This window comes from Streptosporangium longisporum (assembly GCF_039534895.1).
GTDB lineage: Bacteria > Actinomycetota > Actinomycetes > Streptosporangiales > Streptosporangiaceae > Streptosporangium > Streptosporangium longisporum.
Window position 1 is genome coordinate 307,996 of record NZ_BAAAWD010000006.1, and the last position, 25,735, is coordinate 333,730.

Genomic DNA, 25,735 nt, shown 5'->3' on the forward strand with positions numbered 1-25,735 from the left:
GGCCTCCGGGGCCACCCCGGCGCTCAGTCCAGGGGGAAGACCGGGAAGGAGGGGCCGTTCTCCAGGAAGTCGGTCGAGCCGTTCTCGTGCTTGACCAGCGGTTCCCACTTGGTGGAGGTCCAGTAGAAGACCTGCCGCTCGCCCTGCTCGTTCTCGGCCCCGGCCAGCAGCCTGCCGTCCAGGGCGGTGATGCTCTTGATCCGCGAGCCGGTGCCCAGCGAGACGGGCTCGGCGGCGACCGACGCCTCCAGGAGCTCCGAGGTGCCGGTGAGCACGTAGAGGGTCGTGCCGTCGTTCCAGGCGATGTCCTCGATCTTCCGGCCGGCCTCGCTGTGCACCACGGTCTGCAGGTTGGTGATGCGGGTGCGGTCCTTCTCGCCGATCACCGTGCCGACCTGGACCTGCTCGCCCAGCCCGTCCTTGACGATCACCGCGACGTGCACCCCGTCCCGCGCGACCTTGAGCGACTTGACGAAGACCGTCTCCAGGTCGGGGGCCTGCACCCGGTGGTGGCGCTTGCCGCCGCTCTCGTACCGGCTCACGATCGAGGTGTGGTCGTTGGGCCGGTCCACCACCCAGAGCGTGTGGTAGCGGTCCCAGGCGGGCGGGGCCAGGGAGTGCCCGGTGACCCAGATCCGCCACTCGCCTCCGGCGGCGATCGGCGCGACCGAGATGTCCGTGCGTTCCTGGGACAGCTCGGCCACCTGCCTCTCGGCCTCCCCGCTGATCGCCGGCGGGTGGTCGCCCTGCTGCTTCTGCCCGGCCCTGCCCGGTACGGGCTGCCCGGTGTTCTCCTTGCCCAGCAGCCGCAGACCGCCCCCGGAGAGGTAGAACGGCTCGACGGTGCCCGGGGCCAGCCAGGAGTCGAAGCTCGCCTGCTTCTGGGCGTCGATGCGCAGCGGCGCGTCCGGGTGGTAGGACTCGCCGTTGACCTTGACCTCGAAGCCCAGGCCGCCCTTGGTGAGCGCGGACAGCGTGGCGGCGAGCTGGGCCGACATCGGGTCGATCAGGTCGGCGGGCACCCTGTCGTCGAGGTCGACGACGACCCGGTTGTTCTCGGTGGTGACGTCGAGGAGCCGGACACCGGTGAAGGCGGTGCGCACCGCGTCCTTCAGCGAGCTGCTCGGTCCCCGCAGCAGCCGCTCGACCGTCGTCTTGGCGAAGTTGGCCCCCGGGTCGATGGGCACCCGCACCTGGTCGGCCACCAGCGCCTTGCGCCGGGCGTCGAGGAAGTACAGGTCGACCGGCAGGTAGCCGCGGGCGACGTCGGCCTCGGACAGCAGCAGCCCGTCCGGGGCCGAGCTGATCCGCCACTCCCCGCTCGCCTGCATGGAGAGGGTGAAGGGCTCGTTCAGCGGGCCGCCGCCCGGCCGGTAGCGGCCGTCCGGGTCGATGGTCGCGACCTTGGTGCCCTTGAGCGTGACCTGGGCCTGCCTGTCCCCGTTCCTGAGCGGCGCGAACCTCTCGTACGCGCCCTGCCGGTAGACCGTGACGCCGCTGCCCGGGTTCCACTTGGCGGCGAAGTCGGCGGCCAGGTACTCGCGGGCGATGCCGAAGCCGGGGTCGTCCAGGCTCGCCATGGCGGCGCGGAACCCGGTGACGACCTCCTCGGGCGACCAGCCGGCCTTGGGCCGCATGGCGATGACCCGCGCGTACGGGTCGCCCAGCTGGTCCCCCTTGCGCTCGTCGTCGACGGACACGACGGACTTGCCGCCGGTGGGGATGACCGAGCACGAGGCCGTCCCCCACGCCGTGACCACGGCCAGGAGCACCGCCCCGGCCCGGCGCGCGATCCTTCCCCGCGCCGCCGGCATCCCGGGCCGCGGCGGAATCGGCCGCGGGCCGCCCCTAGTCGGCATCCCGTCCCCCGTCGCTCGCGGCCGGCGACAGCACCGGCGTCATCTGCCCGCGCCAGGTGCGGCGCATCTCCACCTCCGGCGGGACCAGCGGCAGCGGCGAGCCCCGCAGCACCGCCCCGGCCACCCGGGGCAGGGAGAGCCGGAACTGCGAGCCCTCCCCGTGCGCGCCCCACGCCTGCAGCCATCCGCCGTGCAGGATCGCGTCCTCGCGGGAGATGGCCAGGCCCAGGCCGGTGCCGCCGATGGTGCGGGCCCGGGACGGGTCGGCCCGCCAGAAGCGGTCGAAGACCAGGTTCTCCTCGCCGGCCTTCAGGCCCACCCCGTGGTCGCGCACGGCCACCGCCACCGCGTCCCTGTCGGCGGCGACCGAGACCACCACGTCGCGGCCCTCGCCGTGCTCGATCGCGTTGAACAGCAGGTTGCGCAGGATCCGCTCGACCCTGCGGCTGTCCATCTCGGCCATGCAGGGCTCACTGGGAAGGCGCAGGTCGAAGCGGGTGGAGTGGCGCTCGGCCAGCGCCTCGGAGTCGGCCACGGCGCGCAGCACCACGTCCCTGACGTCGACGGAGTCGACGTCGAGGTCGGCCGCGCCCGCGTCGTAGCGGCTGATCTCCAGCAGGTCCGCGAGCATCGCCTCGAACCGGTTGAGCTGGTTCTGCATCAGCTCCGCCGACCGGGCGGCCATCGGATCGAAGTCCTCGCGGGCGTCGAAGAGCAGGTCGGCGGCCATCCGCACGGTGGTCAGCGGGGTGCGCAGCTCGTGCGAGACGTCCGAGACGAACTGGCGCTGGACCTGGGAGAGCTCCTCCAGCTGGTGGATCTTGAGGGCCAGGTTCGCGGCCATGTCGTTGAAGGAGGCGGCCAGCCGGGCCAGGTCGTCCTCGCCGCGGACCTTCAGTCGCTCGTCCAGGCGGCCGGCGGCCAGCCGTTCGGCGGCCTGCCTGGCCAGCCGGACCGGCGTGACGACCTGCCGGGTGACCAGCGAGGCGATCGCGGCCAGCAGCAGCACGAGCCCCGCCCCGACCAGGACGAGCATCCGCTGCACCGAGGCGAGGATCAGCTCCTCCCGCTCCAGCGGGACCAGGTGGTAGATCTCGTACGAGGAGCCCAGGGGGGTGCCGAAGGTGTCCAGCCGGGTGCCGATGACGATGCCGGGGACGGTCTCCCGCTGACCCAGGTAGTGCAGCGGGGTGTACCAGGTGGTCTCCTCGCCGGGTTCCTTCTTGAACAGTTCCTCGCGCTGCCTGGCCGGGATGCTGAGCGGGTCGATGTTCGTGGTCCCGTAGAACTCCCCGGGCCGCGTCTCGTTGCGGATGATCACCGAGTACCGGCTGGCGGACCCCGCGCGGCGGGCGAGGGCGGCGGTGGCCTGGCCGAGCGGGGTGTCCCCGGCCCCGGGAAGCGCCTGCCCCGAGTCCGCGGGCTGCTTGGCGGTCTCGGCGGCCGGCTGGCTGAGATAGCCGAGCACCGCGTTCCTGTCGGCCTGCGCCTCGCTCTTCGCCGCGATCTCCCTGTTCTCCAGGGTGGCGCTGACGATCTGCTGCATCAGGAAGACGCCGAGCACGGCGACGACCACGATGGAGATGACCATCGTGCTGGTGACCACGCGCAGCTGGAGCGAACGCCAGAAGATCCGGCGCACCCGCCCGGCCGCGCGCCGGGTACGCCGCCGCGCACCCCGCAGCAGCTGGCGCGGGGTGCGACGGCGTCTCTTCGGTGCGGAGGGCATCACGGGGTCCGGGGGGAGCCGCGGCTAGGCCGGTCCGGCCTTGTATCCGACCCCGCGGACCGTCACCACGATCTCGGGGTGCTCCGGATCCTTCTCGATCTTGGCCCGGAGCCGCTGGACGTGCACGTTGACCAGGCGGGTGTCGGCCGCGTGGCGGTAGCCCCAGACCTGCTCCAGCAGGACCTCGCGGGTGAAGACCTGGCGCGGCTTGCGGGCCAGGGCGACCAGCAGGTCGAACTCCAGCGGGGTGAGGTTGATGGTCTCCTCCTCCCGCTTGACCGAGTGCCCGGCCACGTCGATGGTGATGTCGCCGATCTGCAGGATCTCCGGCGTCGGCTCGTCGGTGCGGCGCAGCCGGGCGCGGACCCTGGCGACGAGCTCCTTGGGCTTGAAGGGCTTGACGATGTAGTCGTCGGCCCCCGACTCCAGCCCCAGCACCACGTCGATGGTGTCGCTCTTGGCCGTCAGCATGACGATCGGCACCCCGGACTCGGCCCGGATGCGCCGGCAGACGTCGATGCCGTCGGCACCGGGCAGCATCAGATCGAGCAGGACCAGGTCCGGCCGGGTGTCGCGGAACGCGTCGAGCGCCTTGTCCCCGTCGGAGACGAAGGAAGGCTCGAAACCCTCCCCGCGCAGCACGATCCCGAGCATCTCGGCGAGAGCCGCGTCGTCGTCGACGACCAGCACGCGTCCTTTCATGGCCCCTCATTCGGTTTACGCAGTTCGGGAGTAATGGGATAAACCGCTCGGTGGTCGAAGATTACCCTCGTCCGCCTACTGGATGACACCGGTCGATGACCGGGCGTCCGAATGACGAATATTAGGCGTACACGACGCGGAGCGGACAGTGATGCCCCCGCACGGCCGCCCCCTGCCCCGGCGACTGCGGACACCGGGCGGTGATGACCACGGTCCCAGTCTGCGGCAGACGGCGGTGTCCCGGCCATCTCTCCGGCATCTCCGCCGATCTCCGGGAGCGAAACGGGTACGTGATCGCCCGGTCACCACGAACGGCGTGTCCACATGCCAGGATTGGGATATGTCAGACGGTCACGGCACCACTCCCGGCGCTCCCGACGCCCCCGGCACTCCCCCGGGCTGGGCGTCCAGCCAACCTCCGCCGTACGGCGACGCCCCGGGATCGCCGTGGACCGCCCCCGGCGCGACCCCCGGCGCCTCCCCGGCCCCGCCCCAGGGACCGGCGCCGCAGTCCGCCCCCGGCCCCTGGCCCCCGTACGGGCAGGCACCGCCCCCGCAGGGACCGCCCCACGGGCAGCAGCCGTACGGGCAGCCTCCCCAGGGCGGGCCTCCCTACGGGCAGCCTCCCTACGGTCAACCCCCTTACGGGCAGCAGCAGTACGGGCAGCAGCCCTACGGCGGGCCGCCCCCGGCGATGCGGCCCGGGATCATCCCGCTGCGCCCGCTCGGCCTGGGCGACATTCTGGACGGCGCGATCAAGCTGATGCGCTCCAACCCGAAGAGCGTCCTGGGCCTGTCGGCGATCGCCGCCGCGCTGGCGGCCATCCCGCTGGCGATATCCCAGACGCTCGCCCTGGACTCCATCGGCGCGGCCGTCCAGGACCCCGGCGCGACGGACGTGCCCGACGCCGGCTTCTTCGCCGACTACGGCGGCACCCTGATCTCCTACGGCGTCCAGTTCGTCGCGGTCACGCTGCTGACCGGTGTGATCACCGCCATCCTGGGCCGCGCGGTCTTCGGCGGGAGGATGACGGCGGGCGAGGCCTGGGCGCGCACCCGCGGCCGGGTGCCCACCCTGTTCGGGCTGGTGGGCGTCACCCTGCTGATCATGCTCGTCCCGATCCTGCTGATCGTGGGGCTCTTCGCCGCGCTCGCCGCGACCGGGGCCGGGTACGCGGCGACGGGCGTCGCGGGCGTGCTCGCGCTGCTGGTCTTCATCGCCTACGCCATGTTCTTCAGCACCCGGCTGGCGCTGGCCCCGTCCGCCGCGGTGCTGGAGCGGCGCGGGGTCGTCGACTCGCTGCGCAGGTCCTGGCAGCTGATCACGGGCGGCTTCTGGCGGACCCTGGGCATCCTGATCCTCACCCAGATCATCGCCTTCCTCATCGGCCAGGCGCTCGCCCTTCCCTTCGTGTTCGGCGGGACCTTCCTCGGCGTCCTGGGCGACGGCTCCCTCACCTCGAAGATCCTCACGGCGGTGCTCATCGCGGTCGGGGTCACCCTCGGCTCGATGATCACCTATCCCCTGCAGGCCGCGGTCAACGGCCTGCTCTACGCCGACCGGCGGATGCGTGTCGAGGCCTTCGACCTGGTGCTGCAGACCGGGGCGATCGAGCAGCAGCGACAGGGCTGGGTGCACGCCTCGGCCGACGACCTGTGGGACCCGTCCGTCGCGCCCGGCCTGTTCCCCGGGCAGGAGCGGCCGGACCGGGGAGCCCCGTGACCTCCCTGCCGACGCTCCCGGCCCTGACGCCCCCGGTCGGCATCGACCGCGAGGAGGCCCGGCGCCGGGCCTCCGGGGAACTGCGCGGGCCGGAGTACGCCAGGGAGTCCTCGCTCGACCGCTTCTCCCGGTGGATGGACCAGTTCTTCGGGGACCTGCTGGACCAGGACGCCATCGGCGTCGTCGGCAGCGTGGCCGCGCGGACCGCCCTCGTCGCGATCGTGGTCGCCGCCGTCGTCGCCCTGCTCTTGGTCGCCCGCAGGACCTCCCGGAGCGGCACCGCGCGTACCGGGGGGGTCTTCGGCGACCGCCGCCTCACCGCCGCCGAGCACCGCGAGGCCGCCGAGCGGCTGGCGGAACAGGGCAGGTGGGCCGAGGCGGTCCGGGAACGGCTCCGGGCCGTCGCCCGCGACCTGGAGGACCGTGTGATCGTCGACGTCGCCCCCGGCCGCACCGCCGGGGAGCTGGCCGCCGAGGCCGGGCGCGCGCTGCCCTCGCTGGCCGCCGAACTGACCGTGGCGGCCCGGGTGTTCGACGACGTGACCTACGGCGAGGTGCCCGGCACGCCCGAGGCGTACCGGATCATGCGTGATCTCGACGAGCACCTGCGGGCGGCCCGTCCCTCGGCGGTCGCGGCCACGCCTGCGGCACCGACGGCGGCGCCGTGAGCCCGGCCGCGCCCGGCCGGGCCGATGCGGCCCCCGCGCCTCCCTCGCCCGGATCCGGCCCCGCCGCCCCGGGACCGGTCACGCCGTCCCAGGGCTCCGCGAGCTCCGTTGCTGCCACGACCTCCGTCTCCCCGACCGCCGCCGGTCTGTGGCGCGGTGGCAGGGGCATGCTCCTGGTGGCGCTGGTGGTGGTCGTGGGCGCGGTGGCCGGTGTGCTGCTGGGCGGCTCCGGCCAGGGCGGAAGGCTCCTGGACCCGGCCGACGCCTCCCTGTCCGGCGGCAGGGGCCTGGCCCGGCTGCTGCAGGCCCAGGGGGTACGGGTGCTGCCGGTCACCTCGGTGGCCGAGGCCGCCGCCCAGGCCGGACGGGCCGGACCGGCGGGCAGCACGCTGCTGGTGACCTCGGCCTTCCCGCTCACCGCCGGGGACGCCGGACGGCTCGCCGCGGTCCCCGGCGACCTGCTGCTCGCAGGGGTGGGCCGGCACCTGCGGCTGCTCGCGCCGGACGTGACCCTGGTCCGCGAGGCGCGGGTACGCTCCCGCGAACCCGGCTGCGGGCTGCCGGCCGCGACAAGGGCGGGCAGTGCCCACGTCGGCGGCATGACCTATGTCGCACCGGCCGGGGCCGTCGGCTGCTACCCCTCGGGCGGGCGCCCCACCCTGGTCTCCCGCTCCACCGGGGGCAGGACGGTCACCGTGACCGGCGACGACGCGTTCATGACCAACCTCCGGCTCGCCGAGGACGGCAACGCCGCGCTGGCGATGAACCTCGCCGGTGCCAGGCCCACCCTGATCTGGCTGACCGTCCCGGAGACCGGCCCGCCGGCGGACGGGCCCGCGGGGTTCTACGACCTGGTCCCCGAGGGGGTCAGCTGGGCCGTGGTGCAGCTGTTCCTCGCGGTGCTGCTGCTGGCGCTGTGGCGGGGCCGCAGGCTCGGCCCGGTGGTGACCGAACGGCTGCCCGTCGTGGTCAGGGCGGCCGAGACCGTCGAGGGACGTGCGAGGCTGTACCGGGCGAGGCGGGCCCGGGACCGGGCCGCCGCGGCGCTGCGCGAGGGCTTCACCGACCGGGTCACCCCCCGGCTCGGACTGCCCTCCGGGGCGGGGGCCGACGCCCTGGTGAACGCGATCGCCGAACGGACCGGCCAGGCCGCGCCGCACATCGGCGCCGCCCTGTACGGGCCGCCGCCGGCCGACGAGGCCGGGCTGGTGGCCCTGGCCGCATACATGGACTTCGTGGAAAGGCAGGTCGGAAAGTCGTGACCACACCACCGGGGAACGGCGATCTCGCCGCGACGGTCTCCTCCCCCGCCGGGCCCGAACCGGGCACGCCCGGGACACCGCACGGACCCGGGACAACGAACGCGCCTGGGGCACCGCACGGACCCGGGACAACGAACGCGCCCGGAGCACCGCACGGACCTGGAGCACCGCACGGACCCGCGGCGCCGACGACGCCCGGGGCGCCCGGGACCCAGGGGGCACCGGGCACGCAGGGCGTACAGACCGCACCGGGCGTGCAGGGACCGGGCGTGCAGGGTGCACCGGAGGTGCCGGGGGCGGACGCCGCGCGGCAGGCGCTGGCGGCCCTCAGGACGGAGGTGTCCAAGGCGGTCGTCGGCCAGGACGCCGTGGTCACCGGCCTGGTGATCGCGCTGCTCTGCCGGGGACACGTACTGCTCGAAGGCGTGCCCGGCGTCGCCAAGACCCTGCTGGTCAGGACGCTGGCCGCGGCGCTCTCGCTCGACTTCAAGCGGGTGCAGTTCACCCCCGACCTGATGCCCGGCGACATCACCGGATCGCTGATCTACGACGCGAAGACCTCGGAGTTCGAGTTCCGCGAGGGACCCGTCTTCACCAACCTCATGCTCGCCGACGAGATCAACCGCACGCCCCCGAAGACGCAGGCCGCGCTGCTGGAGGCGATGGAGGAGCGCCAGATCAGCGTGGAGGGGGACGCGCGCGCGCTGCCCGACCCGTTCATCGTGGCCGCCACCCAGAACCCCGTCGAGTACGAGGGCACCTACCAGCTCCCCGAGGCCCAGCTCGACCGGTTCCTGCTCAAGCTGACCGTCCCGCTGCCGCCGCGCGACCAGGAGATCGCGGTGCTGGAGCGGCACGCGCTCGGCTTCGACCCGCGCGACCTGTCGCACGTCCGGGCCGTGGCCGGCGCCGCCGACCTCGCCGCCGGACGCGCCGCGGTAGGCCGGGTGCACACGAGCCCGGAGGTGCTCGGCTACATCGTGGACATCGCCAGGGCCACCCGCCAGTCGCCCGCGCTCCGGCTCGGCGTCTCGCCGCGTGGCGCCACCGCGCTGCTGGCCGCGTCCCGCGCCTGGGCCTGGCTGTCCGGCCGCGGCTACGTGACGCCCGACGACGTCAAGGCGCTGGCCAGGCCCGCGCTGCGGCACCGGATCCAGCTGCGGCCCGAGGCCGAGCTGGAGGGTGCGAGCGCCGACGGCCTCATCGACGCCATCCTCGCCTCCGTCCCCGTCCCCCGCTGACCCATGGCGCTGACGGGACGGGCCGCCCTGCTGGCCCTGCTGGGAACCCTGGCCGTGCTGTTCGCGCCCGCTCCGGGAGCCGCGGTGGCCGGGGTGACACTGCTGATCGCGGCGCTGGTCGTGGTCGACCTGCTGCTGGCCGGGAGCGTGCGCCCGCTGCGCTTCACCCGGTCGGGCGAGCGGCTGGTACGGCTCGGCGAGTCGGTCACCGTGGAGCTGATCGTGGAGAACCCCGGACCGCGCCGGGTGCGCGGCGTGCTCAGGGACGCCTGGCCCCCCTCGGCCGGGGCCACCCCGCGGCACCTGCCGCTGGACGTGCCCCCGGGCGAGCGCCGCCGCCTGGTCACCACGCTCACGCCCACCCGCAGGGGCGACCGCGAGGCGGTCACGGTGACCGTACGGGCACTGGGCCCGCTGGGCGTCGCGGCGCGTCAGGGATCGCACCGGGTGCCCTGGTCGGTCCGGGTGCTGCCGCCCTTCCTCAGCCGCAAGCACCTGCCCGCCAAGCTGTCCAGGCTCAGGGAACTGGAGGGGCAGCACCCCTCGATGGTCCGGGGGCAGGGCACCGAGTTCGACTCGCTGCGGGAGTACGTGGCCGGGGACGACGTCCGCTCGATCGACTGGCGGGCCACCGCGCGCCGCGCCGACGTCGTGGTGCGCACCTGGAGGCCCGAGCGCGACCGGCGGGTGCTGATCGTGCTGGACACCGGCCGTACCTCCGCGGGCAGGGTGGGCATCTCCCCGATCCCGCCGTCCGGCACGGCGGCCGTCACCGAGCGGGCCGAGCGGATCGAGCGGGCCGGCCGGGCCGGTCCCGCCGGTGAGGCGCGGGTCGTGCCCGGCTGGCCCCGCCTGGACTGGTCGATGGACGCGGCGCTGCTGCTGGCCGCACTGGCCTCGCGGGCCGGTGACCGGGTCGACTTCATGGCCCACGACCGGGCCGTACGGGCCTGGGTCTCCGGCGCGGGCCGCGCGGAGCTGCTCTCCTCGCTGGTCACCACCATGGCCCCGATCGAGGCCGAGCTGGTCGAGGCCGACTCGGCCGGGATGGTCGCCGCCGTCCTGTCACGGGCCAGGCGGCGCTGCCTGGTCGTGGTGCTGACCGATCTCAACCCGGCCGCGCTGGAGGAGGGGCTGCTGCCGGTGCTCCCCCGGCTCTCCTCGCGGCACCTGGTCCTCCTGGCCGCGGTCTCGGACCCGCAGGTGGCCGAGATGGCGGCCGGGCGCGGCACCTCCGAGCTGGTCTACGGCGCGGCGGCGGCCGAACACCTGGCGGCCGGGCGGCGCAGGATCACCGCCCTGCTGCGCGCGCAGGGCGTGGAGGTCGTGGACGCCGCCCCCGAGCGGCTCGCCCCCGCGCTGGCCGACGCCTACCTGGCGCTGAAGGCGGCCGGACGGCTCTGAGACCCGCGGGGACGGTCAGCCGGCGCTCGGGGCGAGGTCGGGGGCGCGTTCCATGTCCCCGGTCTCGCGGTCGGCCAGGGCCCGGCGGCCGAAGAAGATCACGTACGCGAGGAAGAGGACCTCGGCCACCACGCCGATGCCGATCCGGGCCCAGGTGGGCAGCCCCGAGGGCGTGACCAGGCCCTCGATCAGGCCGGAGACGAGGAGCACCACGACCAGGCCCAGGGCCACGCTCATCACGGCCCTGCCCTGCTCCGCCAGGGCCTCCAGGCGCCCGCGCGGGCCCGGGTCCACGGCCGTCCAGCCGAGGCGCATGCCGACGGCCGCGGCGAGGAACACCGCGGTCAGCTCCAGCAGGCCGTGCGGGGTGATCAGGCCGAAGAAGATGTCCAGCTTGTCGCGCGAGGCCATCAGCCCGGCCGAGAACGCCACGTTGAGCGCGTTCTCCCACAGGACGTACGGGATCGGCAGGCCGAGCAGCAGGGACATCATGATGACCTGCATCGAGACCCAGGCGTTGTTCACCCAGACCTGCCCGGCGAACGAGACCGCGGGGTTCTCCGAGTAGTAGTCGGCGAAGTCGTGCTCGACGAGCTGGGTGATCTGCTCGGGCGTCGCGATCGACGCCTGGACCGCGGGGTCCCCCGCCACCCAGGCCGCGACGACGGTGGAGACCAGCAGGAACGCGACGGTGGTGGCCACCCACCAGTGGCGGGCCCGGTAGGCGACCACCGGGAAGGAGACGGTGAAGAAGCGCACGAACTCCCGCCAGGCGGGGGTGTGCGCGCCGGTCACGGCCGAGCGGGCCCGGGCCACCAGCGCCGACAGGCGGCCCACCAGGATCGGGTCGGCCGAGACCGAGCGGACCTGCGACAGATGGGTGGCCACCCGCTGGTAGAGGTCGACCAGCTCGTCGACCTCGGCGCCGTTCAGCGACCTGCGCCGCCTGATCAGGGCCTCCAGGCGGTCCCAGGCGGGGCGGTGCGCGGTGACGAAGGCGTCGATGTCCACTCGGGCAGCCTATCCAGTCGAAGGTAGGGTGCTGGATGTGTCCGATGTCGTAACCGGCGAGGCCGTGGTCGTAGAGGTACGCGTCGCCCAGCTCCCGAGCAGGGCCGCGGCGTTGCTGATCGACATGGCCGTCCAGGCCGCGACGCTGCTGGGCGTCTCCCTGCTGGTCGGCAGCCTGGGCCTGCTGAACGACGCCGCCCTGACCACGATGGTCTATCTCGCGCTCAGCGTGCTCGTGCTCGTCGGCTATCCGGTGATCTTCGAGACGCTCAGCCGCGGGCGCAGCCTGGGCAAGCTCGCCCTGGGGCTCCGGGTGGTCAGCGACGACGGCGGCCCCGAGCGGTTCCGCCAGGCCCTGTTCCGCGGGCTGGCCGGGGTCCTGGAGTTCTGGATCCTCAGCGGCGCCCCCGCGCTGATCAGCTCGCTGATCTCGGAGCGGGGCAAGAGGCTCGGGGATGTCTTCTCCGGCACCATGGTGATCTCCGAGCGCGCTCCCCGGCAGTACGGGCCGGTGCTGGACATGCCCCCGCCGCTCGCCGCGTGGGCGGCGACACTGGAGCTGTCCCGGCTGCCCGAGCAGGTCGCGGCCACCGCGCGGCAGTACCTCATGCGCTGGCACGACCTGTCCCCCGCCGTCCGGCACGAGATGGGTGTGCGCATCGCCACCGAGATGTCGGCCTTCGTCTCCCCGCCCGCACCGCCGGGCGTGCCGCCCTTCGCCTACCTGACGGCCGTCCTGGCCGAGCGCCGGCGCCGCGAGCAGTTCCGCCTGGCCCGGAGCACGGGGGCGTACCCGCCGGCCGTACCCGCACCCGGCGCGTACCAGCCCGGTGTTCCCTCACCGGGCGCCTACCGGCCCGGCGCTCCCGCACCCGGCGTGTACCCGCCCGGCGTTCCTTCGTCCGGCGCGTACCAGACCGACGCGTACCATCCCGGCGCTCCTCAGACCGGCTCGTACCCGACCGGCGCTCCCCAAGTCGGCGCGTACCACCCCGGTGCTCCTCAGACCGGCGCGTATCATCCCGGCGCTCCCCAGCCCGACGCGTACCGGCCCGGACCGGCTCCTCCACCGGTCGCCCCCGAGCCCGCCGACCGGGCGGGCGGGCCCACCCCGGGCGGTTTCGTCCCCCCGGCCTGACCGTCGTCGCGCCACCGCGCTCGTCCAACCACCGCGTCCGTCGCGGCGCTCGTCACGCCCGTCGCGGCGCTCGTCATGCCCGTCGTACCGGTCGCGTCATCGCGTCAGGGCCTCGCGGGCCGCGGCGAGCGCCTCCTCGGTGGAGGCGCCGGCCTGCCGCGCGGCCTTGGCGAACTCCTCGGCCGCCGCCGCGAGCCGCAGGCGGAGCCCGTCGGCCTGCCCGGTGATGACGGCCGCCCGGCCCCGGCGCAGCTCGACCAGCCCCTCCTCGCGCAGCTGCTGGTAACCGCGCAGGACGGTGTGCAGGTTGATGTCCAGGGCGGCGGCCACGGTCCGCGCCGAGGGGAGCCGATCCCCGGGGCCCACCATGCCGCCGGCCAGGGCGACGCGGACCGAGTCCGCCACCTGGTCGGCGAGCGGCTGGGCCGACGAGGGATCAACCGTGATCAACATTATGCCGTCCCCGCCTGTCGTCGCCTGTGCAGCCATCCGTTGACCAGGGCCGCCGCCTCCCGCGCCTCACGCGTGGAGTAGACGAACCACCGGTCGTCGGCCAGGGACAGGGCGAGCACCGGGCCCTTACCGCTGACGGCACCCCACCCGTTCGTGCCGTCGCCCAGCCTGTACCGCCCGGGAGGGGGCCCGCTCCCCGCCGCGCCCGCCTCGGCCTCGGCCGGCCCGCGGTAGGGGGGAGGCTCGTTCCTGGCCTCGGCGAACCGTATCAGCGCGTACGGCACGGTACGGCTGAGGATGGGCATCCAGGGGACCCTCAGGGTCACCCCCGAGCCGTCGATCTGCAGACGGGTACGCGCCTGTGCCGCCACGAAGACCGTCATCCCGGCGAGCAGCACCACACGCTGCCATTCGAGGTCGTCCCACAGAACGATCGACACGGTGGCCGCCGCCAGCGCCGTGGCGGCCAGCAGGGTCCGGACCGACCAGGCCGAGGTGGTGAACAGGACACGCTGCCGCGGGCCGAGCGCCATGGCGGGCGCGTGCGACGGCGGTGCGGCGGTCACCTCGGGCGGCTGCGGCAGCGGACCCGCCGCCACCCTGCCCAGCGCGAACCCCACCGCCAGCGCGACGGCCTCCACCGCCACGTGCCACACCGGCCGACTCGCGGAGCCCGTGGCCGAGATCGACAGCAGGCCCGACACCGGCACGTACAGGCCGAAGGCGAAGCTGAAAGCCACCAGTCCGCGCTGGACCCGGGGCAGACGCCAGTAGTACAGGAAGGGGATGACGAGCGCGGTCTCGAACCACACCATCAGCCCGAAGAGCGACTGGGAGGACACGCCCCGCCAGGTGAGCTCGTACCCGGTGTCGACGGCCCACCCGGCGAAGTGGACATGGCCGGGAAGGCGCCCGGTGTACAGCTTGATGGTGGCCAGAGGCACGACCAGGAGGAACACCGGGCCGAGGACCGTGAGGACCAGCCGACGCGTCCGTCCCGGCGCGGCGTGATCGGAGCGGTAGGGAGACACGGCGGACAAGGGGATGAACACGATCCCACCTCCTACTGTTTGTATTAGACTATAACAGTCTAAACAGTCGCGCCATGGCCTGGACCGTGGCCGGCAGGAGAGGGTCCTGTCACGCCGAAACGCCCCGGCCGCAGGCGGCCGGGGCGTCGTTCACGCTGGAGCGGACCCGTCGGTCGGGTCCGTGGTCGCGGGCCGCCGTCCCCCGTCAGGGACACGGGACGGCGGCCCGCCGGGTGGTCAGTGCCGGCGCTCCGGGTAGGAGCTCTGGGTCTGCACGTTCAGCCGGTCCATGCGGACCCGCTTGGCCGGGTCGGTCAGGCGGTCGTCGATCCGCAGGACGTCCAGTCCCCGGCGGAAGTCGCTCGCGTAGACGTACCCGTTGTAGTAGTACGCGGACCAGATGCCGCCGCGTCCGCCGTCGGGCTCGGGGCCGCGCTCGAAGTAGCCGAACTCCCTCGGGTTGGCCGGGTCGGTGAAGTCCACGAAGGAGACGCCGCCCTGGTACCAGGCCTGGACCATGATGTCCTTGCCCTTGACCGGGATGAGCGAGCCGTTGTGCGCGACACAGTTCTCCGTGTCGGTCTGGTGACGGCCGATCTTGAAGTAGCCCTTGAAGACGAGCTTGCCCTTGACGATCTCGTAGACGGCGTCGGCACCCCGGGTCGGACCGGTGGCCTCGTTGCAGGTGGCCAGGCTTCCCCCGCCGAGCTCGTCGGTGAAGATCACCTTGTTGCCCCGGTTGTTGAAGGTCGCCGAGTGCCAGAACGCGAAGTTCGGGTCCGTGGTCCGCTCGGTGACCACCGGGTTCGCCCGGTCGGAGATGTCGAACAGGACGCCGTCACCCATGCAGGCCCCGGCCGCGATGTCCTTCTCGGCGTACACGGTGATGTCGTGGCAGCCGCTGGTCGGCAGCAGCAGGCCCGGCTGGGTCTCGTTGCCGCCGTCGGGGAAGACGACCGGGGTGGCGACCACGGCCGCGTCGGTCGGCTTGCGCAGCGGCACCTTGATGACCGAGATCTTGTCGTGCGGCGGCTGGCAGTCCGGGAACGCGGCGCTCGGGTTGTACGAGGAGACGTACAGGTAGACGTTGCGCCGCTGGTCCCTGCCCTTGCCCGGGACCAGGGTCAGCGTGTGCGAACCACAGGCGGTCTCGACCGCCTTGATGTACTTGGGGTTCTTCTTGTCGCTGATGTCGAAGATCCGCACACCCTCCCACGACTCCTTGATGTCGGCCGTCTGGCCGACGCTGTTGCAGGAGTCGTCGTTGCGGGAGTTGTCGACCGCGGTGAACAGCAGGTCGCCGTGGACGGAGACGTCCATCTGGGAGCCGGGGCACAGGACTCCGCTGACCAGCTTGGCCCGCGTGGGGTTCCTGATGTCGTAGATCGAGAAGCCGCCGTAGTTGCCGACGTAGGCGTAGTCGCCCTGGAAGGCGATGTCGCTGTTGGTGGTGGCTTCGAGACCGGGGAGCTTGGGCAGGGTGCCCACGTGCGTCACGTTGGGGCTGGTGACGACCTCACCTGGCGGGGGGATGTCGTTGGCCTGCGCGGACACCGTGGACATCAGCGTGGCCGCGGCCGTCGCCGCCACCACCAACGCCCGTACGGCTCTTCGATGAGCGAACACTCGGGTGCCTCCTAGGAGCAGACATAAGGCACCCATAAATTAACAAACAACATCCTTGACAGATCCGGGGGATCGCCTGTTGGTTTGTCACAATAAAATGTAATACGGGGTCTTTACTTGAGATCTTGTGGACATTATGATTAACGCCTTTTTCGTACGCGCCAGCCGGGATGTCCGAGGTCACGCGATCGCGGCCGGGGCCCACGCCGGCGAGGGGCGCCCGCGACGGGACCGGCCGCACGGACGTCACCCTTCCGGGGACGGCCGGCCCCGGAAGGCCGGGCACGCCGCGACGGGAAAAGGGACGGCCGCCGGGTGCCCCGTCCGGGCTCCCGGCGGCCGTCCCGCCGTCGATCGTCGATCAGTGGTGACCGTGGCCGTGGCCGTGGCCCTCCCGGTAGGAGGCCTGGGTCTGCGCGTTCAGGATGTCGAACCTCACCTTCGACGCCTTGTCCGTGCGCCGGTCGTTGATCTTCAACACGTCGAGGCCGAGGTTGAAGTCACTACCGTAGATGTAACCGTTGTAGTAGTACGCCGACCAGAAGCCACCGCTGAGCGGGGCGGCGGTCTCGTCGGGGCCGCGCTCGAAGAACGCGATCTCCTGCGGGTTGGCCGAGTCGGTGAAGTCCACGACCGAGATGCCGCCCTGGTACCAGGCCTGGACCATGATGTCCTTGCCCTTGACCGGGATCAGCGAGCCGTTGTGCGCGACACAGTTCTCCGTGTCGGCCTGGTGGCGGGCGATCTTGAAGTAGCTCTTGAAGACGAACTGCCCGCCGGCGAGGTCGTAGTAGGCGTTGGCACCGCGGTTGGGGCCGATCGCCTCGTTGCAGGTGGCCCTGCTGCCGCCGCCGAGCTCGTCGGTGAAGATCACCTTGGTGCCCTCGTTGTTGAAGGTCGCCGAGTGCCAGAACGCGAAGTTCTGGTCGTCCCGGACCGTGGCGGTGACCTTGGGGGCGACCGGGTCGGAGATGTCCATCAGGATGCCCTCGCCCATGCAGGCTCCGGCCGCGATGTTCTTCTCCGGGTAGGCGGTGATGTCGTGGCAGCCGCTCGTCGCCGAGGTCCCCTCCGGGTACGGCAGGCCGTCACCGGGGTTGCCGCCGTCGGGGAAGAGCACCGGGGTGGCGACCACGGCCGCGTCGGTGGGCGTGCGCAGCGGCACCTTGATGACCGAGATCTTGTCGTGCGGCGGCTGGCAGTCCGGGAACGCGGCGCCCGGCCGGTACGAGGACACGTACACGTAGACGTTGCGCCGGTCCCTGCCCTTGCCCGGGACGAGGGTCAGCGTGTGCGAACCACAGGCGGTCTCGACCGCCTTGATGTACTTGGGGTTCTTCTTGTCGCTGATGTCGAAGATCCGCACACCCTCCCACGACTCCTTGATGTCGGCCGTCTGGCCGACGCTGTTGCAGGAGTCGTCGTTGCGGGAGGAGTCGACCGCGCCGAAGAGGAGGTTGCCGTAGACCGCCACGTCCATCTGGCCGCCGGGGCAGAGCACCGAGCTGACCAGAGAGGTCCGCTTCGGCTTCCGGATGTCGTAGATCGAGAAGCCGGAGTAGTTGCCGACGTAGGCGTAGTCGCCCTGGAACGCCATGTCGGTGTGGATGTCGGGGAGCTCGGCGGGCTTGGGAACGTTGAGCACGTGCTCGATGTTCGCGCTCTTGGCGATCTCACCGGGCGCCGGGATGTCAGCGGCCTGCGCGGGTAGCGCCGCCAGTGCCGTCGCGGCGGCGATGCCTGCCGCGATCAGGAAACGACCGGTCAGGCCCTTCCCGAAAAGGGTGGACACTCGTGGACCTCCTTGGTACATGCACCTATAAATGGAGCATAAAGTCCAAATAGTTCACCCAAGCGCCTCGCGCGACAAGTTGTCATAGTGTTAGCAACTGTTGCCGGGGTGAGCCCTTTACGGACGGATGCGCAGGCAGTTACGGTCATGCATTACTGGAAACTGGCAGAAGGAGGCCGGGTGCGTGCCGCGCTCGTCATCGTGATCGCCGCACTCTCCCTCTCCGCGTGCACCTCGGAGGCGGAACCGCCCGCGGCCTCACGGGCGTCGGCACCGGTGATCGTCCCGGGAAAGCCGGGCGAGCAGGCCAGGACCGTCGGCCCCTCCGAGGCCGCCACGATCGTCCCCACCGACACCGCCAACGCCGCCGACGTGACGTACGTCCGCAACATGGTGGTCCACCACCGCCAGGCCCTGGACATGGCCGCCCTGGCCCCCACCAGGGGCGAGCACACCCGGCTGAAGGGCCTGGCCTCGCGCATCAAGGACACCCAGGGCCCGGAGATCCAGTTCATGATCTCCTGGCTCCAGCAGCAGGGGGTGAGCGCCCCCGACCACCACGCCCGGCACGAGGGCATGGCCGGGATGGCCACGCCGGAGCAGATGGAGGCGCTCAAGGCCGCCTCGGGCAAGGACTTCGACCGGCTCTTCATCGAGCTCATGACCGCCCACCACCTGGGCGCGATCACCATGTCCGAGAAGCTGCTGGTCTCCGGCTCGCACCAGCGGATCGAGGAGCTGGCCAACGACGTCTCGGTCACCCAGAGCGCCGAGATCCGCAGGATGCGGGAGATGGAGGCCGAGCTCTGAGCGGGTGGACGCCCGCGAGGAGCAGGGTGACGGCGTGACGCCTGCGAGGAGGGGTGTGACGCCTGCGGAGGACGGGTGACGCCTACGAGCCGAGCCGCCAGGAGTGCAGGTACTCCTCCTGGTCATCGGTCAGCTCGTCCACCTCGATCCCGGCGGCGGCCAGCTTGAGCCGCGCCACCTCCACGTCCACGTCCTCCGGCACGTCGTACACGCCGGGCGCGAGCCGTGCCCGCTCGCGGACCAGCCACTCCACCGAGAGCGCCTGCGCGGAGAAGGACATGTCCATGACGGCCGCGGGATGCCCCTCCGCGGCGCTCAGGTTCACCAGGCGGCCCTCGGCGAGCAGCAGGATCCTGCGGCCGTCGGCGAGGACGTACTCGTCGGTGCTGGGGCGTACGCCGCGATGGACGGCCTGCGCCAGGTCGTCCAGGGCACGGACGTCGATCTCGACGTCGAAGTGCCCGGCGTTGGCCAGGATCGCGCCGTCCTTCATCAGGACCAGGTGCTCCCCCCTGATCACGTCGCGGTTGCCGGTGACCGTGACGAAGACGTCCCCGGTCTCGGCCGCGGCGGTCATCGACCGCACGTCGTAGCCCTGGAGCAGGGCGTCCAGCGCCTTCACCGGGTCGATCTCGGTCACCACGACCCGCGCGCCCAGCCCCCTGGCCCGCTCGGCGACGCCCCGGCCGCAGTAGCCGAACCCGGCGACCACCACGGTCTTGCCCGCGAGCAGCGTGTTGGTGGCCCGCATGATGCCGTCCATGGTCGACTGGCCGGTGCCGTAGCGGTTGTCGAACATCCGCTTCGTCCGGGTGTCGTTGACCGCCACCACGGGGAAGCGCAGGGCGTTCTCCGCGGCCATCCTGCGGAGCCTGATGATCCCGGTGGTGGTCTCCTCGCACCCTCCGGAGACCGTCTCCAGCACGTCGGTCCGCTCGGTGTGCAGGATGTTGACCAGGTCGCAGCCGTCGTCCAGGACGAGGTCGGGGCGGATGTCGAGCGCCTGGTGGATGTGGCGGTAGTAGGCCTCCCTGGTCACCCCGGCCTCCGCGTGCACGACGATCCCGTAGTCGCGCAGCGCCTCGGCCACGTCGTCCTGGGTGGACAGGGGGTTCGAGGCGGCCAGGGCGATCTCCGCCCCGCCGGCCCGGAGCGTGCCCATGAGCACGGCGGTCTCGGCGGTGACGTGCAGGCAGGCGGCGATCCGCAGGCCCTCGAAGGGCCGCTCGGCGGCGAACCGCTCGCCGAGGGCGGTGAGCACCGGCATCGCCCGCGCCGCCCACCCGATCCTCCGCTCCCCGGCGGCCACCAGAGCGCTGTCCACGTCTCTCCCCCGCTCACCCGGCAGGGCCCCCGCGACGTCGCGGGGGCCCGGTGGAACGTACCGATCGGTATCAGTAACGGTAGTGGTCGGACTTGTAGGGGCCCTCGACGTCCACGCCGATGTACTCGGCCTGGGCCTTGGTGAGCTTGGTGAGCTTCACGCCCAGGGCGTCCAGGTGCAGGCGGGCGACCTTCTCGTCCAGGTGCTTGGGCAGCACGTAGACGCCGATCGGGTAGTCGTCCGTCTTGGTGAACAGCTCGATCTGCGCGATCACCTGGTTGGTGAAGGAGTTCGACATCACGAACGACGGGTGGCCGGTGGCGCAGCCCAGGTTCATCAGGCGGCCCTCGGCGAGCACGATGATCTGCTTGCCGTCGGGGAAGCGCCAGGTGTGCACCTGCGGCTTGACCTCGGTCTTCTCGATGCCCGGGATCCTGGCCAGGCCGGCCATGTCGATCTCGTTGTCGAAGTGGCCGATGTTGGACACGATGGCGTTGTGCTTCATCTGGGCCATGTGGTCGGCCGTGATGATGTTGAAGTTGCCGGTCGTGGTGACGAAGATGTCGACGCTGCCGACGACCTCGTCCAGCGTGGCGACCTGGAAGCCGTCCATGGCCGCCTGGAGCGCGCAGATCGGGTCGATCTCGGTGATGATCACGCGGGCGCCCTGGCCGCGGAGCGCGTCGGCGCAGCCCTTGCCGACGTCGCCGTAACCGGCCACGAGCGCCACCTTGCCGCCGATCAGCACGTCGGTGGCGCGGTTGAGACCGTCGATCACCGAGTGGCGGCAGCCGTACTTGTTGTCGAACTTGGACTTGGTGACCGAGTCGTTGACGTTGATCGCCGGGAAGAGCAGCGTCCCGTTCTTGAACATCTCGTACAGGCGGTGCACACCGGTCGTGGTCTCCTCGGTGACACCCTTGATGCCCGCGGCGACCTTGGTCCAGTGACCCTCGGGAGTGACCGTGCGGCGGAGCAGCTCCAGGATGACGCCCCACTCCTCGGGGTCGTCCTCGGAGGCGCTCGGCACGGCGCCGGCCTTCTCGTACTCGGCGCCCTTGTGGACGAGCAGGGTGGCGTCACCGCCGTCGTCGAGGATCATGTTGGGGCCACCGCCGCCGGGCCAGAGCAGCGCCTGCTCGGTGCACCACCAGTACTCCTCCAGGGTCTCGCCCTTCCAGGCGAAGACCGGGACGCCCTTGGGGTCCTCCGGAGTGCCCTCGGGGCCGACCACCACGGCGGCGGCGGCGTGGTCCTGGGTGGAGAAGATGTTGCAGCTCACCCAGCGGACCTCGGCGCCCAGCGCGACCAGGGTCTCGATGAGGACGGCGGTCTGGATGGTCATGTGCAGCGAGCCCATGATCTTCGCACCGGCGAGCGGCTGGGCCGCGGCGTACTCCTCGCGGACGGCCATCAGGCCCGGCATCTCGTGCTCCGCCAGCTGGATCTCCTTGCGGCCGAAGGCCGCAAGGGAAAGGTCGGCGACCTTGAAGTCCATGTGTGGTTACCCCTCTGGTTGATGGGCGGTACGTGCCTCGCGCCCGCGCCCGTCGCTCTCGTCCCGCGACCGGCCTCGCTCTCGGGCCCCGGCTCACCGCTCCACCGGAAAGTTCGACGCTTGCGAGTTTAGGCGGACGGAACGACCGCGCGCACCCTTTGAGGGGTTAACCTGACACAAGAATGTAAGGTTCCGCGGAAAGGGGTCGTCGATGCGGATCACCGAGGCCGCCAGAAGGCTCGGGATGTCTCCCAGGATGCTCCGCTACCGCGAGGCGCTCGGGCTGCTGCCCCCGATCAGGAACCAGGGCGCGCACCGCCGGTTCGGTCCCGAGGAGCTCGCGGCCGTCGCCCAGAGCCTGGAGCTGGAGCGGCGGTTCGACGTCTCCCCCGCCGAGCTGGCCTTCGCGCTGCGCGTGCTGAGCGAGCCCGCGGTCGCCCAGGCCGTACGGGATCTGGGGTTGCGGATCGGCCGCCTGCAGATCCCCCGCAGGGCCCTGGACTTCGAGAAGGAGAAGGCGCTGCGCCTGCTCCAGGGTGGCCCCGGAGCCGCTCGCGGCGGCATTCCCGGAGCCTCCCGCGGTGGCACTTCCGTGGCCTCCCGCGGCGGCATCCCCGGGGCCGCTCGCACCGGCATCTCCGGGACCGCTCGCGGCGGCGTCCCTGGGGCCACCCGCGACGGGCGGCCCTGACGCCCGCGACGGGCGGCCTGAAAAGAAGGCCCGCAGAAGGCAGTCCGGACGGCGCCGGCCGGTCACCCGTTCGGTGACCGGCCGGGGCACGGCGGGACGGTGCGGTCAGACGGCGCCGGAGGAGGGGGCCGAGACGTCGGACCGGTACAGGTCGGGCTCCAGGTAGATGACCCGGGCCGTGGGGACGGCGGCGCGGATGCGCTTCTCGGCCTCGTCGATGCCACGGGCCACGTCGGCGGCCGTGTCGTCGTGGTCGACCGCGATCTTGGCCGCGACCAGGACCTCCTCGGGGCCCAGGTGCAGCGTGCGCATGTGGATGACCCGGGTCACCTCGGGGGCGCTCTCCAGCGCCTGCATGATGGCGGCCTCGACCTCCGGGCCCGCGCCCTCGCCGAGCAGCAGCGACTTGGTCTCGATCGCCAGGATGATCGCGATCACCGCGAGCAGCACGCCGATCATGATGGTGCCGACGCCGTCCCAGACCGGGTTCTCGGTCACCACGGCCATCGTCACGCCGAAGAGCGCGAAGATCAGGCCCAGCAGCGCGCCGAGGTCCTCCAGCACGATGACCGGAAGCTCGGGCGACTTGGAGCGGCGGATGAACTGCACCCAGGACTGGTTGCCCCGGACGTGGTTGGACTCGATGATCGCCGTCCTGAAGGAGAACGACTCGGCGATGATCGCGAAGATCAGCACGCCGAAGGCCCACTGCGGGGAGGTGAGCTTCTCGGGGTGCTGGAGCTTGTGGATGCCCTCGTAGAGGGAGAACACCGCGCCGATGGTGAACAGCACCACCGCGACCACGAACGCGTAGAAGTAGCGCTCCCTGCCGTACCCGAAGGGGTGCTGGGGCGTGCGGGCGCGCTGCGCGCGCTTGCCGCCCAGCAGCAGCAGTGCCTGGTTGCCCGAGTCGGCCACCGAGTGGACCGATTCGGCGATCATCGATGACGAACCCGTGAAGAGGAACGCCACGAATTTGGCCACGGCGATCGCCAGGTTGGCGGCCAACGCCGCGATGATTGCCTTAGTACCGCCGCCCGCGCTCACGGCAGCCTCCGCTCAGCTCGTATGGTCGAAAGACGAGACAGGAATCCTATTGGGAAATTCTCGCCCTGAGTTCGGTGATGGCCGATACAGGGGTCGGGTCCAGCCCGTACCCGAGTGCGAGGTATGTACTCGCGAAATCTCCGAGCGCGATCAGCGTGGCCAGCCGCTCCAGCGGGTGCAGCCCCTCCGCGGCGATCTGGGTGACCGGGACACCGCGTCCCTCGGCCAGCCGGACCGACGCCTCCCTGCGGCGCAGCAGCCGGGGGTCCTCATCCACGTCGCGCAGCAGGAACAGTCGGAGCGACCTTCCGCTCTCGTCGGCGAAGATGTCGCGCTGGGCGAGCGGGCCGTCAAGGGCGGCGACCTGGTTGTGGCCGGCCTCCGACAGCTCCCCCCACATCGCCGGGTATCTGCCGGTCGCGCCGAACTGGCAGGCCCACCGCTGGGCCGCGACGGTCGCCACCGGCGAGGACCCCCAGATCATCGGCACGGTCTCGGCGACGTCCATGGCCAGCGACTTGCCGGGGTTGATGAAGGACTCGCTGGCCGGGCGGCAGCGGTTGGCCAGGTCCTCCAGCCGCCCGGCGACCCCCTCGAAGATCTCCTCCCCGGCCTCGACCAGGCCGAGCTCGGCCGCGGCGACCACCAGGGGGACCGCCAGCGCCCACAGCGCGGCACGCGGACGCGTCCCCTCGACGGGCACGAACGGCGCCCCCGCCTGCCTGGCGATCGCCTGGAGCGGCGAGCCGGGCGCGGCGACGGCGAGCAGGCGGCACCCGCGCCGGACGGCCTCGGTGGCCGCCGTGACGGTCTCCTCGGTCCCGCCGGAACGGGAGACGGCGATCACCAGGTCGGTCGCGCCGATCCAGCCCGGAAGCCGGTGGGACCTGACGGTCACGATCGGCAGCGGGGCGCCGGGGCCGCACACCACGTTGAGGATGTCACCGGCGGTGCCCGAACCCCCCATGCCCGCGACCACGATCGCCCGGGGGCGGCCCTGGCCGGTGAGCGAGGACAGGCCCGCCTCCACGGCGGCCCTGCGGGAGGTACGGATCTGCGCGGCCGAGTCGGCCACGGCTCGCAGCATGCCCGAGGGGTCGCCCTCGGTCAGCCACTTCTGGTCGTCGAGCCGATCCGGCTCCCAGTTCACGACTTCCGGGCCTCGTCGACCAGCAGGACCGGAATGTCGTCGCGGACCGGGTAGACCAGGCCGCAGGAGGCGGAGGTGCAGGACAGCTCGTCCACGGCGGGCTCGGCCCGCAGCGGGGACTTGCAGTTGGGGCAGGCCAGGATCTCCAGCAGCCAGTCGTCGATCTTCACGTGTTCAGCTCCTCACGAGGGCAAGGACCTCGTCCCTGATCGCTGCCATCTGGGTCTCGTCGGCCGCTTCGGCGTTCAGCCGGAGCAGCGGCTCGGTGTTGGACGGACGGAGGTTGAACCACCATCCGGGGCCGGAGACGGTCATGCCGTCCAGTTCGTCGAAGGTGACGCCGTCGCGGGAGGCGAACGTGGCGCGGACCCGCTCGGTCGCGGCCGCCTGGTCGGCGACCGTGCTGTTGATCTCCCCGGAGGCCGCGTAGCGGGAGTACTCCGCCAGGACCTGCGACAGGGGCCGCTCCTGCTCGCCCAGCGCGGCCAGCACGTGCAGCGCGGCCAGCATGCCGGAGTCGGCGAACCAGAAGTCCCGGAAGTAGTAGTGGGCGGAGTGCTCGCCGCCGAAGACCGCGCCGGTCCGGGCCATCTCGGCCTTGATGAACGAGTGGCCCACCCGGGTGCGGATCGCCCGGCCGCCGTGCTCGGCGACGATCTCCGGGACCCCCCGGGAGGTGATCAGGTTGTGGATGATCGCGGCTCCCGGGTGCCTGCCCAGCTCGCGGACCGCGACCAGCGCGGTGATCGTGGACGGGGAGACCGACTCCCCGCGCTCGTCCACCACCCAGCAGCGGTCGGCGTCGCCGTCGAAGGCCAGCCCGAGGTCGGCGCCCACGTCCAGCACGGCCTTCTGCAGGTCGCGCAGGTTGTCCGGCTCGATGGGGTTGGCCTCGTGGTTGGGGAAGGTCCCGTCCAGCTCGAAGTACAGGGCGGTCAGCTCGACCGGCAGCCCCTCCAGCACAGTCGGGACCGTGTGCCCGCCCATCCCGTTGCCGGCGTCCACCACGACCCGCAGCGGCCGGATGCCGGACAGGTCGACCAGATCGCGCAGGTACTCGGCGTAACCGGCCAGCAGGTCGCGCTCGGAGACCGTGCCGCCCCCGGGGCCGCCCAGGGAGCCGGAGGCGAGGATCTCGGCCGCCCGGTCGCGGATCTCGACGAGCCCGGTGGCGCCGCCGATCGGCACGGCACCGGCCCTGCACATCTTCATGCCGTTGTAGCGGGCCGGGTTGTGGCTGGCGGTGAACATCACGCCGGGGAGCCCGAGGCTGCCGCTCGCGTAGTAGAGCATGTCCGTGGAGCCCAGGCCCGCGTTGATCACGTCCGCCCCGCGGGAGACGACCCCCCGGACGAAGGCCGCAGCCAGCGGCACCGAGGAGGCCCGCATGTCGTACGCCACGACCGCGGTCCTCGCGCCCGTCACCTCGGCGAAGGCCGCGCCCACCGCCTCGGCGGTCGCCTCGTCGAACTCGTCCGGCACGACGCCACGAACGTCGTACGCCTTGAAGATCTTGGCGAGGTCGCCCACTCCAGCTCCACCCTTTACGTCGTGTCCGGTGCCCCCCAGCCTAGTA

22 protein-coding genes are annotated in these 25,735 nt (G+C 72.1%); 8 read left to right on the forward strand and 14 right to left on the reverse strand.

From position 1 onward, the window contains the following. Nucleotides 1-23: 23 nt before the first annotated feature. From ABD832_RS05480 to mtrA, 3 genes are read right to left on the reverse strand one after another with little or no spacing between them, the layout of a single operon-like run. Nucleotides 24-1,814 carry an LpqB family beta-propeller domain-containing protein gene (locus tag ABD832_RS05480; RefSeq protein WP_344889284.1) on the reverse strand — a complete coding sequence of 597 codons (1,791 nt, stop codon included), beginning with the start codon at nt 1,812-1,814 and terminating at the stop codon, nt 24-26. Nucleotides 1,815-1,848: 34 nt separating this feature from the next. Further along, nucleotides 1,849-3,588, reverse strand: a complete 1,740-nt coding sequence (gene mtrB, locus ABD832_RS05485; protein WP_344889287.1) for an MtrAB system histidine kinase MtrB — start codon at nt 3,586-3,588, stop codon at nt 1,849-1,851. Between the two features lie 24 nt (nt 3,589-3,612). Next, the gene (gene mtrA / locus ABD832_RS05490; protein WP_030907316.1) at nt 3,613-4,290 is read right to left on the reverse strand and encodes an MtrAB system response regulator MtrA; all 678 of its coding nucleotides are present in this window, start codon (nt 4,288-4,290) and stop codon (nt 3,613-3,615) included. A 340-nt stretch (nt 4,291-4,630) separates the two neighbouring features. On the opposite strand from mtrA, the gene ABD832_RS05495 reads away from it, so the two are divergent. The 5 genes from ABD832_RS05495 to ABD832_RS05515 all read left to right on the forward strand — a co-directional run bounded on the left by ABD832_RS05495 (nt 4,631) and on the right by ABD832_RS05515 (nt 10,588). Continuing rightward, complete coding sequence (locus tag ABD832_RS05495; protein WP_344889292.1) at nt 4,631-6,013, forward strand: DUF7847 domain-containing protein; 1,383 nt, start codon at nt 4,631-4,633, stop codon at nt 6,011-6,013. Continuing rightward, nucleotides 6,010-6,681, forward strand: coding sequence for a DUF4129 domain-containing protein (locus ABD832_RS05500; RefSeq protein ID WP_344889295.1), 672 nt, complete (start codon nt 6,010-6,012; stop codon nt 6,679-6,681). The genes ABD832_RS05495 and ABD832_RS05500 overlap by 4 nt, the downstream gene beginning before the upstream one ends. 167 nt (nt 6,682-6,848) lie before the next feature. Next, a complete protein-coding gene (locus tag ABD832_RS05505; protein ID WP_344889298.1) occupies nt 6,849-7,943 on the forward strand; it encodes a DUF4350 domain-containing protein in 1,095 nt (364 codons plus the stop codon). 269 nt (nt 7,944-8,212) lie between these two features. After that, a complete protein-coding gene (locus tag ABD832_RS05510; protein WP_344889301.1) occupies nt 8,213-9,184 on the forward strand; it encodes an AAA family ATPase in 972 nt (323 codons plus the stop codon). 3 nt (nt 9,185-9,187) lie between these two features. Beyond that, a complete protein-coding gene (locus tag ABD832_RS05515; RefSeq protein WP_344889305.1) occupies nt 9,188-10,588 on the forward strand; it encodes a DUF58 domain-containing protein in 1,401 nt (466 codons plus the stop codon). A 15-nt stretch (nt 10,589-10,603) separates the two neighbouring features. Here ABD832_RS05515 and ABD832_RS05520 read toward each other — a convergent pair whose 3' ends face one another. Then, the gene (locus ABD832_RS05520; protein ID WP_344889308.1) at nt 10,604-11,599 is read right to left on the reverse strand and encodes a stage II sporulation protein M; all 996 of its coding nucleotides are present in this window, start codon (nt 11,597-11,599) and stop codon (nt 10,604-10,606) included. A 37-nt stretch (nt 11,600-11,636) separates the two neighbouring features. Here ABD832_RS05520 and ABD832_RS05525 point away from each other — a divergent pair, with 37 nt between their 5' ends. Next, nucleotides 11,637-12,737, forward strand: a complete 1,101-nt coding sequence (locus ABD832_RS05525; protein ID WP_344889311.1) for an RDD family protein — start codon at nt 11,637-11,639, stop codon at nt 12,735-12,737. 96 nt (nt 12,738-12,833) lie between these two features. On the opposite strand, the gene ABD832_RS05530 is transcribed toward ABD832_RS05525, so the two are convergent. The 4 genes from ABD832_RS05530 to ABD832_RS05545 form a co-directional block, all read right to left on the reverse strand. Continuing rightward, a complete protein-coding gene (locus ABD832_RS05530; protein WP_344889314.1) occupies nt 12,834-13,190 on the reverse strand; it encodes a GntR family transcriptional regulator in 357 nt (118 codons plus the stop codon). Then, the gene (locus ABD832_RS05535; protein ID WP_344889317.1) at nt 13,190-14,242 is read right to left on the reverse strand and encodes a hypothetical protein; all 1,053 of its coding nucleotides are present in this window, start codon (nt 14,240-14,242) and stop codon (nt 13,190-13,192) included. The genes ABD832_RS05530 and ABD832_RS05535 overlap by 1 nt, the downstream gene beginning before the upstream one ends. A gap of 216 nt (nt 14,243-14,458) precedes the next feature. Further along, on the reverse strand, nt 14,459-15,784 hold the full coding sequence (locus tag ABD832_RS05540; protein ID WP_344893330.1) for an LVIVD repeat-containing protein: 1,326 nt from the start codon (nt 15,782-15,784) through the stop codon (nt 14,459-14,461). Nucleotides 15,785-16,208: 424 nt separating this feature from the next. Next, a complete protein-coding gene (locus ABD832_RS05545) occupies nt 16,209-17,660 on the reverse strand; it encodes an LVIVD repeat-containing protein (RefSeq protein ID WP_344889320.1) in 1,452 nt (483 codons plus the stop codon). 159 nt (nt 17,661-17,819) lie between these two features. On the opposite strand from ABD832_RS05545, the gene ABD832_RS05550 reads away from it, so the two are divergent. Further along, nucleotides 17,820-18,449 carry a DUF305 domain-containing protein gene (locus tag ABD832_RS05550; RefSeq protein WP_344889323.1) on the forward strand — a complete coding sequence of 210 codons (630 nt, stop codon included), beginning with the start codon at nt 17,820-17,822 and terminating at the stop codon, nt 18,447-18,449. Nucleotides 18,450-18,531: 82 nt separating this feature from the next. Here the strand turns inward: ABD832_RS05550 and ABD832_RS05555 are convergent, their stop codons facing one another. Both ABD832_RS05555 and ahcY read right to left on the reverse strand, forming a co-directional pair. Beyond that, a complete protein-coding gene (locus tag ABD832_RS05555; protein ID WP_344889326.1) occupies nt 18,532-19,773 on the reverse strand; it encodes an adenosylhomocysteinase in 1,242 nt (413 codons plus the stop codon). Between the two features lie 70 nt (nt 19,774-19,843). Then, a complete protein-coding gene (gene ahcY / locus ABD832_RS05560; protein WP_344889329.1) occupies nt 19,844-21,271 on the reverse strand; it encodes an adenosylhomocysteinase in 1,428 nt (475 codons plus the stop codon). A 211-nt stretch (nt 21,272-21,482) separates the two neighbouring features. Here ahcY and ABD832_RS05565 point away from each other — a divergent pair, with 211 nt between their 5' ends. Next, entirely contained in the window at nt 21,483-21,962 is a 480-nt protein-coding gene (locus ABD832_RS05565) for a MerR family transcriptional regulator (protein WP_344889332.1), read from the forward strand. 105 nt (nt 21,963-22,067) lie between these two features. On the opposite strand, the gene ABD832_RS05570 is transcribed toward ABD832_RS05565, so the two are convergent. Genes ABD832_RS05570 through ABD832_RS05585 form a run of 4 tightly spaced genes read right to left on the reverse strand, consistent with a single transcriptional unit; the run spans nt 22,068 to nt 25,689 of the window. Further along, the gene (locus ABD832_RS05570) at nt 22,068-23,009 is read right to left on the reverse strand and encodes a cation diffusion facilitator family transporter (protein ID WP_344889335.1); all 942 of its coding nucleotides are present in this window, start codon (nt 23,007-23,009) and stop codon (nt 22,068-22,070) included. 46 nt (nt 23,010-23,055) lie between these two features. After that, entirely contained in the window at nt 23,056-24,159 is a 1,104-nt protein-coding gene (locus tag ABD832_RS05575) for an SIS domain-containing protein (protein ID WP_344889338.1), read from the reverse strand. Beyond that, nucleotides 24,156-24,329 carry a Trm112 family protein gene (locus ABD832_RS05580; RefSeq protein WP_344889341.1) on the reverse strand — a complete coding sequence of 58 codons (174 nt, stop codon included), beginning with the start codon at nt 24,327-24,329 and terminating at the stop codon, nt 24,156-24,158. Before ABD832_RS05580 ends, ABD832_RS05575 begins: the two co-directional genes overlap by 4 nt. Nucleotides 24,330-24,333: 4 nt before the next feature. Beyond that, nucleotides 24,334-25,689, reverse strand: coding sequence for a phosphomannomutase/phosphoglucomutase (locus ABD832_RS05585; protein WP_344889344.1), 1,356 nt, complete (start codon nt 25,687-25,689; stop codon nt 24,334-24,336). Nucleotides 25,690-25,735: the final 46 nt, after the last annotated feature.